The 13,200-nt window shown below is 61.6% G+C and carries 9 protein-coding genes; 5 read left to right on the top strand and 4 right to left on the bottom strand.

Annotation, left to right across the window (positions count from 1 at the left end):
* Window positions 1-60: 60 nt before the first annotated feature.
* Both CH306_RS28110 and CH306_RS28105 read right to left on the bottom strand, forming a co-directional pair.
* Window positions 61-1,452, bottom strand: a complete 1,392-nt coding sequence (locus tag CH306_RS28110; RefSeq protein WP_094648510.1) for an FAD-binding oxidoreductase — start codon at window positions 1,450-1,452, stop codon at window positions 61-63.
* Entirely contained in the window at window positions 1,449-3,692 is a 2,244-nt protein-coding gene (locus CH306_RS28105) for a CaiB/BaiF CoA-transferase family protein (protein WP_094648509.1), read from the bottom strand. The genes CH306_RS28110 and CH306_RS28105 overlap by 4 nt, the downstream gene beginning before the upstream one ends.
* Window positions 3,693-3,936: 244 nt before the next feature.
* Here CH306_RS28105 and CH306_RS28100 point away from each other — a divergent pair, with 244 nt between their 5' ends.
* Both CH306_RS28100 and CH306_RS28095 read left to right on the top strand, forming a co-directional pair.
* Complete coding sequence (locus tag CH306_RS28100; RefSeq protein ID WP_094648508.1) at window positions 3,937-5,415, top strand: aldehyde dehydrogenase; 1,479 nt, start codon at window positions 3,937-3,939, stop codon at window positions 5,413-5,415.
* 27 nt (window positions 5,416-5,442) lie between these two features.
* Window positions 5,443-6,576, top strand: a complete 1,134-nt coding sequence (locus CH306_RS28095; protein WP_094648507.1) for a CaiB/BaiF CoA transferase family protein — start codon at window positions 5,443-5,445, stop codon at window positions 6,574-6,576.
* 81 nt (window positions 6,577-6,657) lie between these two features.
* Here the strand turns inward: CH306_RS28095 and CH306_RS28090 are convergent, their stop codons facing one another.
* Window positions 6,658-7,668: an alcohol dehydrogenase catalytic domain-containing protein gene (locus CH306_RS28090; protein ID WP_179272990.1), complete on the bottom strand. Its 1,011-nt coding sequence runs from the start codon at window positions 7,666-7,668 to the stop codon at window positions 6,658-6,660.
* Window positions 7,669-7,722: 54 nt separating this feature from the next.
* Window positions 7,723-9,459, bottom strand: coding sequence for a class I adenylate-forming enzyme family protein (locus tag CH306_RS28085; protein WP_256981297.1), 1,737 nt, complete (start codon window positions 9,457-9,459; stop codon window positions 7,723-7,725).
* Window positions 9,460-9,676: 217 nt separating this feature from the next.
* On the opposite strand from CH306_RS28085, the gene CH306_RS28075 reads away from it, so the two are divergent.
* The 3 genes from CH306_RS28075 to CH306_RS28065 are packed head-to-tail and all read left to right on the top strand — an operon-like array spanning window position 9,677 to window position 13,199.
* The gene (locus CH306_RS28075) at window positions 9,677-11,056 is read left to right on the top strand and encodes an MFS transporter (protein ID WP_094648503.1); all 1,380 of its coding nucleotides are present in this window, start codon (window positions 9,677-9,679) and stop codon (window positions 11,054-11,056) included.
* On the top strand, window positions 11,053-12,318 hold the full coding sequence (locus tag CH306_RS28070) for an MFS transporter (protein ID WP_179272989.1): 1,266 nt from the start codon (window positions 11,053-11,055) through the stop codon (window positions 12,316-12,318). The genes CH306_RS28075 and CH306_RS28070 overlap by 4 nt, the downstream gene beginning before the upstream one ends.
* Window positions 12,315-13,199 (top strand): SMP-30/gluconolactonase/LRE family protein, encoded by an 885-nt coding sequence (locus tag CH306_RS28065; protein ID WP_094648501.1) that lies wholly within the window; start codon window positions 12,315-12,317, stop codon window positions 13,197-13,199. The genes CH306_RS28070 and CH306_RS28065 overlap by 4 nt, the downstream gene beginning before the upstream one ends.
* Window position 13,200: the final 1 nt, after the last annotated feature.

Here is a 13,200-nt window from a genome sequence, read left to right as displayed (position 1 = left end):
TTCCGGCATCGAGCCCGCTCGCTGTGAGCAGCAAGCGGGCTCGATGCCGAAGAGATCGGATCAGAAGACTTTGCCCGGATTGAAAAGTCCGAGGGGATCCATGGCGGTTTTGATCGCGCGATGAATGTCCATCACTGGGCCGGGCAGCTCCTGCGCCAAACCGTCCTTCTTCAACAGCCCGACGCCGTGTTCACCGGTTACGGTACCCCCGAGCTCGAGCGCTTCGGTGATGATGTCGGAGAACGCGGCTTCGGCGCGGGTCCTCCCGTGTTCGTCACCGTGCCGAACCAACAGCATCGGATGAAGGTTTCCGTCGCCCGCATGGGCGACGTTCGCGATGACGGTGTCATGTCGCTGTGCGATCGCTTCGATCCTCGCCAACATGTCGGGCAACGCCATTTTCGGGACGCACACATCCTCGGTCATCACACGCCCCAACCGTTCCATCGCCGGGTACGCGAGCCGCCGCGCCTCGAACAGCGCCTCGGCTTCGTTGGGATCGGTGGACACCGCTGCCCAGGTCGCACCGGACTTCTCGAAGCACTCGAGTATCGCCTGTGCCTCCTGGTCTCCTTCGACTCCGGGAGTGTCGCTGCGGCCCAACAGGATAGCGTTTGTCTCGGTGGACAATCCCATCTTCTTCCACTCGTCGACGGCGACCAGGCATTGGCGGTCGATCAGTTCGAGCGCCGCCGGCGTCAGCCCTGAAGTCGCAATGGCAGCGACTGCGCGTCCTGCGTCGACCAGTGAATCGAAGTACCCCGCAACGGTGCGAGAGGGAGGAGGAGCCGGCAACAGCCGGACCGTCACCTCGGTGATGATGCCGAGCGTCCCCTCCGACCCCACCAGCAAACCCACCAGGTCGTACCCGGCAACGCCTTTCGCTGTTCGTCTACCGACGCTGACCACATCACCTGTACCTGTGACCATTCGAAGACTGAGAACGTAGTCACGGGTGACTCCGTATTTGACGCAGCAGATCCCGCCGGCGTTGGTCGCGACATTACCGCCGATGTTCGACCAGGCGGCACTCGCCGGGTCCGGCGGGTACCACAGACCTTGCTCGAGACATGCTCGACGTAGATCGTTGTTGATAACTCCGGGACCCACTACGGCCAGTCGCTCGTCGACGTTGATCTCTTTGATGTCGTCGAGTTTGTCCAGGACCAGCACGATGCATCCCGGTGTGGCGTTCGCGCCACCGGACAAACCCGTTCCTCCCCCACGCGGCACGATGGAAATCGAGTACTGCAGACACACTTTCACCGCCTGCTGTACTTCGAGTTCGGTGTGCGGGCGAACCACTGCCAACGGTGTCACGAACGGTGCCCACTGTGCTTCGTCGTGCGCGTAGGCGTTCATCACGTCGGCATCGTCGATGACGCGGCCGGCCGGCAGGGTTGCCGTCAGCGCATCGATCGCTTCTACGTCTCGAGCAACGTCGACGCTCATCGAAGGACACCGACTGTGTCTTCGTCAGTCTCATATGCCTGCGGTGGTGGTGGCACCGGGCAACCGAACGCAGCGAAGGCCCACGGTGAGGCTCCGACGAACAGTGGATCGTGCCCATCTCCTCGGGTAGAGGTGATCAGGCTGATGTCACCCGCCTCGGCGCGGCAGAGGTTCTCCGCATCGCGGATGTACGCCGCACCCGGTACTCCGGATCGATGGAACATCAGTGTCCATGCACGAGTGGGGAGACGACGTGTGCGATCCTCGATCCATCGTCGCAGTAAATCCCGATTCGCCGTTCGTTCGGCATTGGTGACGAATTCGATGGGGGCCGCCGAGTTCCCGTGAGGTTCCAGCACGGATTGCAGTGCGGCCCACTCGTGATCGTTCCGCACGTCGAGCGCCACCCACCCATCCTTGGTCCGGTATGCCCCTGCGGGGGCGTACTCGGCTCGCTCGCTGAGATTCGTCGGTTCCTCGGCACCCGCGAGCGCCGAGGCCATGGCGACCTGCTCGGCGAACAGTGCGGTACCGAGCATGGTGTTGGACACCGTGGTGCCATTGCCGGTGCGGGCGCTGTGAACCAATCCCGCGATCATTGCCACCGCGTTCATCGTTGACGTCAATAGATCGAGAAAGCCGTTGTAGCGCAGCACTTCCGGCGTGGATCCGCGTCCGTTCGCCGCTGCGAATCCGCTGAGCGCTTGAATGTGGCCGTCCGTTGCCCGCCGCTCGGTGAATGGTCCCTCGGTGCCGTAGCCGGTAGAGCTGAAGGTGACGATCCGAGGATTCAAGGCCACGATGTCGGCCGGGGTCAGACCGAACCTCGCCATGACACCTGGCCTGAAATTCTCGGTGATGACATCGGATTCCCTTATGGCGCTTTCGAGTGCCGCCAGGCCGTCGGCCGTCTTGAGGTCGAGAACTCGTACTCGTTTGCCGAGATTGAGCGCAGCGTAGGTGGTGCGGCGCCCGTTTTGGTCGGGTTCGACCTGCTGAATCATGTCACCGGACGGGGACTCGATCTTGACCACATCTGCACCCAGGTACGCGAGCAGCGTGGCACCCCAAGGGCCCACGCCCGCAATGCCGAGATCGATGACCTTCACGCCGGCAAGAGGCCCCCCGGCCCCCGCCGAATCGAGTGGCTCGGAACTCGTGTGTCTGCCGGATTCAACCGGTGCCGTCGCGCAAGCGCTGCGAATCGGCGTCTTGACGGCCACGCCCACTGAGTCGGTCGTTGTGTGAAAAGGCTTCAGGCACTGTACTTGCGCAACATCGGGAATGTGAGAGAGCTGGGTATACGGAACCGAGATACCCCTTGCCCGCTGGACCGCCAGACCCACGTCGTGTGCACTCATCGTCCCTATGGCAGCGTTGATCGCGTCCCGGTATCGAGTTGCATCGTCACCGAAGCCGGCAATGTCCGACGGTGTCAGATCGGTCATGTCGATGTCGAGCCCAAGCTCGCCTTCGAGCAGATCGTAGGCGGGCATCGACACGGCGCCCAGATCGAACGAGATCGGACCATCAGCGGCTCGATACGGAACTTGCACCGGTCCCGTCTCTGCGTTGCAGTGAAATCCGGTCCACGCGTCGGGACAATGTTGTGCTGCCCACGTCAACGATTTGATCGACGCGATCGATCGGGTAGCGGACACGTCGACGACGGTTCTGACTCCGGTCCGCTCTCGCGCGAACAGCGCGGCGAGGATGGCCTGGGCGGCGAACGACGCCACCGCCAGCGAGGCGACATCTGCACGTACGCTGCGGGGGGAGTCCTCCACCGAACCCAAGTACCCGCACAGGCCGGTTGTCGCCTGTATTCCGTTCTCTCCCAGTCTCGTCGTTTCCCCGAATGCGCCATCGTGGATGTCGCACAGCACCAGATCCTCACGGCTGCGAAGCCACGCGAGCGATGTCGGATCCTGATGGGACTGCGGATGGTCGAACACAGCATCCGCAGTGGCCGTTGCCGCTGTGACAGCATTCTGGTACTCGACTTCCGACCGCGTCGTCACGATCTCCTTGCCCATCGAGCAGTGGCGGTGGGCCAATGACACATCTTCGTGACGTGGCTCGAATCGGCGAAGCCAATCTCCCTGCGGAGGTTCGATCTTCACCACTCTCGCTCCTAGATCCACCAGTATTCGACCGCAGAGCGAACTTGCGAGCCCCTCTCCGAGCTCGATGATTTCGAGCCCTTCCAGCAGGCAATTGTCGGCGTGCAATTCGTTCATTTATCGGCCCGGCCTTCCATCAGCGGCGTCCACGCGGAAACGGCATGTGCCAGTCGTGTGACCCGTACCGACAAATCGGTCCGTGAAGTCAACGACGGCACTGTGTCTTGAATCACTACTAGAATGATACAATCATATAGAATCTAGCCCTCGCAACCCTGGAAGTGCCAGCTCTAACCCCGCAGAGGGTGAGCGTGTTGTCTAGTTTCTATACAACTCCCGAAAATCCCACACAGGAGGAACCATGTCCGCAACGTTCGACTCGACTGTCGAGACGGATCGCACCGCATTCTTCATCGACGGCCAGTGGGCCTCGCCGGCGTCGGACCGGTCGCACGTCGCTATCGAGGCCGCTACCGGCGATGCCTTGGGAACGGCAAGTCTCGGAACAGAATCCGATATGGACGCAGCCGTCGGCGCGGCGCGAGCAGCCTTGGACAACGGTCCATGGTGTAGAACCAGCGCTGCAGAGCGGGCCGCTGCGATGAATCGATTTGCAGACGCACTCGATGCACGTGCCGATCAGATCAGCGCCCTCGTCAGCCGCGAGAATGGAATGCCGATCGCACTGTCCTCGGCGTTCAATGGCGCAGCGCCCGCGGGACTTCTGCGGATGTACGCCGGTTGGATCACCGACTTTCCGCTCGAGGAAGTTCGGGTGAGTGCAGCCGGTTCGACGATCGTCCGGCGTGAACCTGTTGGCGTCGTCGCCGCGATCACACCGTGGAATTATCCTCAGATCCTGGCCATGACAAAGATTGCCCCCGCGCTGGCAGCCGGCTGCACGGTCGTCCTGAAGCCTTCCCCGGAAACAGCACTGGACTCCTACCTCCTTGCCGACGCCGCAGTCGAAGCGGAGCTGCCACCCGGCGTTCTGAACATCGTGCTGGCAGGCAGAGAAGTCGGAAGCTATTTGGTATCGCATCCGGGAGTCGACAAGGTCGCCTTCACCGGCTCGACTGCCGCAGGCCGAGTCATCGGAGCTGAGTGCGGTCGGCTGATCCGCCGTGTGACGCTGGAACTCGGCGGTAAGTCGGCATCCATCGTCCTCGATGACGCCGACCTCGGCACCTTCGTGCAGGGCTTGGATGGTGCGTCGTTCATGAACAACAGCCAGACATGCACCACGCAGTCCAGAATCCTCGCTCCCCGATCCCGCTACGAAGAGGTCGTCGATGCCGTCGCCGGCTACGCGTCTGCAATGACCGTCGGCAACCCCCTCGACCCCGCTGTCACCTGTGGGCCGATGGCGAGTGAGTCGCAATTGGCTCGCGTGCGGCACTTCATCGACGTGGGAATCGCCAGCGACGCTCGTCTGATCACCGGTGGCGGGACACCTCGCGGCGATGGCCGCGGTTGGTTCGTGGAGCCGACCGTGTTCGCAGACGTGCAGAACTCCGACGAGCTGGCTCGGGAGGAAGTGTTCGGTCCTGTGCTGGCGATCATTCCCTACGATGGCGACGACGAGGCGGTGAAGATCGCCAACGACAGCAACTACGGGCTTGCGGGCTCGGTGTGGACCACGGACGAAAGCCGTGGCCTCGACGTGGCCCGACGAGTACGTACCGGAACGATCGGAATCAACTACTACAGCCTCGATCTGGGTGCTCCGTTCGGGGGAATGAAAGACAGCGGTATCGGACGGGAGCTCGGTCCCGAAGCGCTGAGCAACTACCTCGAATACAAGTCGATCTTCGCCAGTTCGGCGATGGTCGGTCAGTGATGACCGACTCGACGACAATCGGACAAAATGGATGAACGGACAACGCTGATGGGCACGCTCGATGGTGTGAAGATCGTGGAGTTGGCGGGCCTCGGCCCGGTTCCCTTCGCGGCCATGATGATGGCCGACATGGGCGCGGACATCGTCAGAATCGATCCCCCGACCCAACCTCCGTCGGGGGACACCGAGGACATCGCGTGGATGGGAGACAAAGAAACCCCAATCTGGCGCGGTAGATCGGCTGTTCAACTCGACCTCAAGACCACTGGCGATCGAGAGCGCGCGATGGAACTCATAGCGAACGCCGACGTGATCCTCGAAGGATTTCGTCCGGGCGTCATGGAACGGCTGGGTATAGGACCGGACGACTGCCATGCTCGCAACGAAGGCCTGATCTACGCCCGCATGACAGGCTGGGGACAGACAGGACCGATGAAGGATGCTGCAGGCCATGACGTGAACTACTTGGCCCTCAGCGGGGTTCTCCGGTACATCGCTCGCGAGGGCGAGCGTCCGCTCCCACCACTCAACCTATTGGCCGATTTCGGGGGCGGCGGAATGCTGTTGACCGTCGGGGTGCTGTCCGCGCTGATCGAACGAAACCGATCGGGCATGGGACAAACGATCGACGCCGCGATGCTGGACGGGTCGGCACTGCTGATGACCTCGATCATGGGGTGGATGAATCGCGGTTCATGGGTCGAACCACCCGGCACCAACGTCATCGATACAGGGGCACCGTTCTACGAGGTGTACACCACCAAGGACAACCGCCACATGGCCTTCGGTTCGGTCGAGCCCAAGTTCTATCGGGAATTGGTGCAAGTGTTGGACATAGACCCCGAGGTGCTCTCACCTCAATTCGATCGATCGCGTTGGCCCGCAATGAAGCTCGTTTTTGCCAATGCGGTTGCACAACGAACCCTCGAAGAATGGACCGAAGCCTTTCAAGGGCACCAGGCCTGTGCGACAGGAGTGTTCGACATGAAAGAAGCTGCGGCACATCCGCACAACGTCGCTCGTGGTACTTTCCTCGAGATCGACGGTGTACTGCAACCGGCACCCGCTCCCCGGTTCGATCGAACGCCGAGCACGGTACAGCCGCCACGAACCGATGAAACAGTGGACACGGTGCTGTCACGGTGGTCCGAACACCGATAACGCTTCGGTGCGGGTTGCTCCGGCGAAGCAACCCGCACCGATAGCGCTTACCGTGGGAAGTGCGCCTCGATACGACCGAGGTCAGAACGGAACGAGAACAGCGCGACCGACAACGTCGGAATTCCCGATTGCTCTGTGCGCCCCGTCGGTCTGCGCCAGTGCGAACGTTCGGGTCACAGGCCGCACCGCCCCGGCGGCTACCAGATCCAGTGCCCGACGGAAGCTCGCCGTAGTGGTAGATGCGGACCCCGTGACAACCGCTTCCTTGAAGAACACAAACGCGGGATACAGCGAAATCTTCTCTCGTTCCAGTTGCCCGGTGAACACATACCGACCACGCCGGCGCAATGACCTGAAGCAGCCGTCGAAAACGTTCGCGAGTCCGACGTTGTCCAGAACCACCTCGGCACCCGCACCGCCGGTGAGTTCGAGCACCTGTTCTGCGATACCGGCAGACGCGACCACCACGTCGTCGGCACCGTATGCCGTGAGTAGGTCGGATTTGGCGGGGGAGGAGGTCACTGCAATCACCCGGGCACCGAGATGCCGTGCGATCTGCATGGCGTGCAGGCCCAGTCCACCCCCCGCGCCGGTGATCACGACTGTTTCACCCGGCTGCACACGGGCGACGTCCTCGAGCGCCTGGACACAACTTCCGACCGCGCAGGCCGAGACCGCAGCCGCAGCCATATCGACGCCGTCCGGGACCTTCATCAGGACGTCCTGTTCCAGCGCGACGTATTCGGCGTACCCGCCGTAGACGAAATTTGCTTCGGAGCAGGCCAATTCGTCTCCGGAGCGGCATTCCCGACAGGTGCGGCACGTATGATGCTGCTTGCCGGCCACGAGATCACCGGCAGTGAAACCACGGACAGCGGCGCCGGTTGCAACCACCTCTCCCGCAATTTCGTGACCGAGAACTACTCCCGCGCCCACTTTCGTCAAGCCGGCGCGGTCGGCCACGTCATGGCCGCAGACTCCGCAGGCCAACACGCGCACGACCACCTGACCGGGCGTGGGAGTCGGGTCGGCCACCGTGCGATAACTCAGCACATCCGGACCACCGTTACCGGTCATGACGACAGCATGCATGTCATCTCTCCCTTCATTTCTTCTTGGAGGCATGTTCTCGCTGGGAGGCAGATGTCAGCGCGACTGGTCGGCGGTCTGTCGACTGTCGACATGGCGCTCTCCGATCAACCGTTTGCTCACCTTGCCGGTCGCCGTCAACGGCACCTCGCCGGGTGCCATCACCACGAAGAGCCCTGGCACCTTGTAGGACGAAACGCGTTCGCGCAACCAAGACCGCAACATCGATTCTGCGCCCTCCGAGTCTCCAGCTTTCCCGCTCAGAACGACTGCGCAGCAGAGGGTTTGTTCGCTGTCCGACTCCAGGGTCCAGCCGAACGCGTAGGCTTCGTCGACCCATGGGTGGCTCTCGACGAACCCCTCCACCTCGGCGGGGGAAATGGTGATCCCGTTGATCTTGAGGACTTCTTTCAGTCTCCCGGCGAAGTGCAGGCGACCATCGTTGTCGATCCAACCCAGATCACCGGTTCTGAACCACCCGTCCGCCGAGAACGACGAAGAATTGGCGACGTCGTCGTCGAGGTAGCCTGGCGTGACACATCCTGACAGTTGGATCTCGCCCAGTAGCTGCGAGTCACCCGGCACCACCTCCATGTCGGTCACGGGATCGATGCAGCGAATCTTGTGTGTGGAGTTGATCGTGCCCTGAGTGTGCAGAACGACATCCAGAGGATCGCCGGGCTCGGTGACGTTGCAGTTCCCGTACGACTCTGTGAGTCCGTACACGCTGGAAGCGCCTGTGACGCCCAGAGTTTCGACTGCAAGGCGCTTGTCCTCCGCACTGAACCCCACCGGCCCGGTCCGCAACGAAGAGATATCGAATTTGTTGTGAGCGTCCGCGGCGACGAGGGCCCTGGTCATCGGCCCCAGCCCGTAGTACACGGTACATTTGTGGTCTTCGATGAACTGTGCCGATGCCGCGGCATCGAACCGCTCCTCCAGACACAACGGCACTCCGTGTGTCAGCGCCACCGGCAGTGCATTGACACATCCGAACCCGAAGAACATCGGAGCCGCGAACCAGATCTTGTCTTCGGGCGTCAACGTCCACCGGCGGCCCATCTGATACGGATTGGCAACCAGGCCGTCATGATTGACGACGACAACTTTCGGCTCAGCACTGCTGCCGCTGGTGAACACGTACATCGATACATCACCGGGTGACACCAGCGTCGAATGTTCCGGAGTCAGGCGCGGGAGCTGCTCGAACCCGTCGGGCAACTCACCCTTCGTCCAGAAGAATGTTCCGAGCCAGCCGTGGGAAACATCGGCTTCGAGTAGGTCGGCATCGGCCAACATCCCGCGATAGTCGGTGCCGTAGAACTCGGGTGACGCCACGATCGCCGTCAACTTCGCCTTCCGACGCGCTGTCGCGAGCTCCGCGGTTTTGTACCAGGTGTTCAGTGGCGCAGCAACGAGCCCTGCGTAATTCAAGGCCAGCATCGCCGCCGTCATCTTCCAGCCGTTGGGCATCAAGATGCCCACCGCCGAACCCCTCGGCAATCCCAAAGCGTGGAACGACGCGGCCAGGCTGCGGACGCTCTCGGCGAATTCGGCAGCGGTCATGGTTCGGTCCTTGGTCACCAACAGTGTGCGACCGGGGTACGCCCCCGCATACGCGTCAAGCACTGCAGGAAGGGTCGCCGACCTCGTGAGCTCGTACGGAGTCAGCGCCTCGCTGACGTGTCCGGTGTTCATAGTCGTCATCTTTCTGAAGAGATCGGTCAACGGATCACGCGCGGGAGGCGTCGTGCCGGGCCATCGGAAATCTGCGGGAAACTTCTTGGCTCCCATACTCAGCGATTCTATATAATAAAACCAGTTGCGAGGTCATTTTGGACATAAACCTCATCCAGTCCCGCTCAAAGCAGTGCTTGACAAGCATAGTGATACACACCACTATATAGAATCGTAGCTCCGAAGCGGCATTCACCTCCGGACCGCTGCCCTCCTCGACCTCGGCCAGCCGAGCATCATCTGCCACGAACCATCCTGCTCAAGGGGACCTCCTATGGGATCACAGCCACCGAATCCGCCCGCCACGACAGCAGACCGACGTCGACTGGTCGTAGCCGGGTTAGCAACAAGTACGATCGAGTTCTACGACTTCATGCTGTACGGAACCATGGCCGCGCTCGTGTTCAACCAGGTCTTCTTTCCGTCTTACAGCCCCGCGACAGGCACGCTCGCGGCATTCGCAACCTTCGCGGTCGGCTTTGTTGCGCGTCCGATCGGCAGCATTGTGCTCGGCCGGATCGGGGACCGTGTGGGCCGAAAGAAGACCGTCATGCTCACACTCCTGATGATGGGCGGTGCCACCGTCGCCATCGGTCTGATACCCAGTTTCGAGAGCATCGGCATCGCTGCACCACTGATCCTGGTGACGCTGCGGTTCATTCAGGGTTTTGCTCTCGGTGGCGAAGTGGCAGGTGTTGCTTTGCTTCTCGTCGAGCATTCGGGCAAGTCCACGCGCAACCTTCTTGGAAGCATCGTCCACATGGGCGCTCTCGGGCTCATCCTGTCATCGGTTGCAACCTCGTTCTTCTCCCACATATCCGGCGATGCATTTCTCGACTGGGGATGGCGCATACCGTTTCTTCTCAGTGCCGTTCTGTTCGGTCTGTCGTTCTGGCTCCGCCGGTCCATCAGCGACAGCCCACAGTTCATCGCGTCCAACACCGATTCGGTACAGCAGCCCCGCCTGAGCCTCTCCGCCACCTTCGTTCGATATTGGCAGCCAATACTGTTGGCCACAGGGATCACCGGAGCCGGTGGTGTCGTCTATTACACCGTCTTCACCTACAGCGTGGGATACGCAACGGGCTCACTGGGTTACGACAGAAACTCGATTCTCAATGCCCTGATCGTGGCTGCTCTGCTCTATACGATCGCCGTTCCCTTTGCGGGCTGGCTGGCCGACAGATCCAGCGCCCGCACTGTTGTCCTGTTCGGCCTGACGTTCTCGATCGTCTTCGTGTATCCATTCTTCCTGCTGTTCGAGGCCGGCCCGATCGGCGTGTTCGTCGCGATGTCGGTGTACCTCTGCTTCACTATGGCACCGGTCAATGCACCACAGTTCGCGTTGTATGCGGGACAGTTCCCAGCACTGTCGCGATACACCGGAACTGCGCTGTCTCAGGCTATTCCAGCCGCTGCTATCGCTGGAACCGCCCCATTCGTGGCGCAGTATCTGCTCGGAGTAACCGGATCGAATACCTCGGTTGCCTGGTACATCGCGTTTTTGTCGGTGATCGCCCTCGGATGCATATCGGTACTCGGGGGCCGCCCCTCGCATTTGGACGACGACCTCACCGCGTCGCCGGTGTCCGCGGCACGGGCAAACTCCAGGCGTGTTCGGATCGAATCCGGCGAAGCGGACGGTATCGCATGACGAATCGTGGACAACGGCAGACAATACTGGCGATCTGCTTTCTAGGGCTCGCGTTCGAGGGTTACGACCTGGTCGTGTACGGAACGGTCCTACCCCAGCTGATTGCATCCGACGAATGGAACATCGGCCCGACACAGGCCGGACTGATCGGCACCATGACCGTGATCGGGATGCTGATCGGATCCATCATCTCGGGCACTCTGTCCGACATGCTCGGGCGACGCAGGCTCACCATCGTCTCCTGCGTGTGGTTTTCGATCTGGATGCTTGCATCGTCCATCGCACCGAATGCGCAGGTCCTCGGCGGAATGCGATTCTTCGTAGGACTCGGAGTAGGGGCGTTCGTACCGTTGGTTGCCGCACTGGCCGTGCAGTGCGCGCCTGTAGGAAAAGGTAACCGCTACAGTGCGATCGCGTGGTCCGGCTACCCTGTCGGCGGTGTCATCGCCGCACTGATCGGCTATTTCGTTCTCGAACCCCTCGGTGCCCGATTCCTGTTCGCACTCGGAGGGTTGCCGTTGCTGACGATCGTTCCGCTGATGATTGCTCGCCTACCGAAAGGTGACGTAGCTCTCGGCGTGAGTCGCGAATTCGACTCCGGCGCAACCAAGCCCATATCGACGGTGGTGTCAGGCTTGTTCACCCGTACCGTCCGACTGCGTACCGCCTTGTTCGGCGCGGTCAGTGCAGCGGGTCTGATCCTGACCTATGGACTGAACACCTGGCTTCCGCAACTGATGCGCGCCAACGGGTACGAACTCGGTTCCGCCCTCACCTTTCTCATCGCACTGAACCTCGGCGCAGCGGTGATGCCACCCCTGCTCGCAAAACGTGCCGACATCTCCGGCCCGGGCATCGTGATAATCAGTGTTTTTCTGGCCGCGTCGGCCAGCATTCTGGCGTTGTCGATTCCCATGCCCATTCTGATCGTGTATTGCTTGGTGTTCATCGCTGGCGCGGGAACCCTTGGTGCACAACTCCTGTTGCCAGGATTCGTTGCCACCGACTACCCGCACTCCACACGCGTCGCAGCATTGTCCTGGATCTCGATCGCAGGCAGAATCGGCGCGTTGGGCGGTCCGACACTGATCGGATTTCTGATCGCCAGCGGCAGCAGCACATCCACGAGCTTCTTCGTATTCGCCGCGTTCGGAGTCGTGGGTGCATTCCTCACCGCCCTGCTGAGCCGCCGCAGGCAGCCCGCTGCCCGACAGGTCTCGGCAGTACCGGCGACAACCGACAAAAGGAGTAGCGCACAGTGAACACACCGACAACATCCACCACCGTCGTGAGCGGGTTCGCCTTCACCGAGTGTCCACGATGGCACGAAGACCGACTCTGGTTCGTCGACATGCATCTCGAACAAATCGTTGTCGCGGACGTGCGAACTGGTGTCCACACGGTCATCGAGGTGCCCGGATCACCCGGTGGGATCGACTGGCTCCCGGACGGTCGACTTCTGGTGGTGATGATGGAGCAACGGCAGATCCTTCGGCGCGAGAACGACGGCTGGGCTATCCACGCGGACCTGTCGGCCACCGTGCCGACCACGCTGAACGATATGGTGGTCGACGCTTCCGGACGCTGCTACGTCGGCGAAACAGGATTCGATCCCCACGACCATCTCTCCGGCCCCGACGACATCGCACGGGTATCGGCAGGCACCTTCGAATGTCCAGTCCTCAGTCGAGTGTTCGTGGTGGACCTGGACGGGAGCTACCGAGAAGCGGCGTCCGGAATCGCATTCTCGAACGGAATCGTCATCGATGATCGAACCCGACAGCTGTTCGTCGCCGAGTCGTTCGGTTCGCAACTGAGCAGGTTCGATATTGCGCCCGACGGGACTTTGATCGATAGGGTGCGTCTTCCGCTCGGGTTCGCTCCCGACGGCATCGGCCTGGACGGGTGGGGGTGTATCTGGGTGTCCGATGTCTTCGGCAATGCAGCCCAACGCGTCACCGCGGCCGGAACGTTACTCGAACGTGTTCCGACTCAACAGCTCTGCCTTGCTTGTGTGGTGGGCGGACCGAGCGGCAACGACTTGCTGTTGTGTAGTTCACCGACGCTCGACCGCACCGAATGCCTTGAGAAGCTCGAGTCACATATCGAGTCGACAACCATCGGGCCGCCCGAGACGGCATGAA

The organism is Rhodococcus sp. 15-725-2-2b, from assembly GCF_002259075.1.
Lineage (GTDB): Bacteria > Actinomycetota > Actinomycetes > Mycobacteriales > Mycobacteriaceae > Rhodococcoides.
The sequence above is the reverse complement of the archived record's forward strand: the minus strand, read 5'-3'. Positions and strand labels throughout refer to the sequence as shown.

What these genes read in the sequence shown, in the direction of transcription:
- CH306_RS28110 (WP_094648510.1), bottom strand. Translation starts at nt 1,452, where the DNA reads ATGAGCGTCGACGTTGCTCGAGACGTAGAAGCGATCGATGCGCTGACG.
- CH306_RS28105 (WP_094648509.1), bottom strand. Translation starts at nt 3,692, where the DNA reads ATGAACGAATTGCACGCCGACAATTGCCTGCTGGAAGGGCTCGAAATC.
- CH306_RS28100 (WP_094648508.1), top strand. Translation starts at nt 3,937, where the DNA reads ATGTCCGCAACGTTCGACTCGACTGTCGAGACGGATCGCACCGCATTC.
- CH306_RS28095 (WP_094648507.1), top strand. Translation starts at nt 5,443, where the DNA reads ATGGATGAACGGACAACGCTGATGGGCACGCTCGATGGTGTGAAGATC.
- CH306_RS28090 (WP_179272990.1), bottom strand. Translation starts at nt 7,668, where the DNA reads ATGCATGCTGTCGTCATGACCGGTAACGGTGGTCCGGATGTGCTGAGT.
- CH306_RS28085 (WP_256981297.1), bottom strand. Translation starts at nt 9,459, where the DNA reads ATGGGAGCCAAGAAGTTTCCCGCAGATTTCCGATGGCCCGGCACGACG.
- CH306_RS28075 (WP_094648503.1), top strand. Translation starts at nt 9,677, where the DNA reads ATGGGATCACAGCCACCGAATCCGCCCGCCACGACAGCAGACCGACGT.
- CH306_RS28070 (WP_179272989.1), top strand. Translation starts at nt 11,053, where the DNA reads ATGACGAATCGTGGACAACGGCAGACAATACTGGCGATCTGCTTTCTA.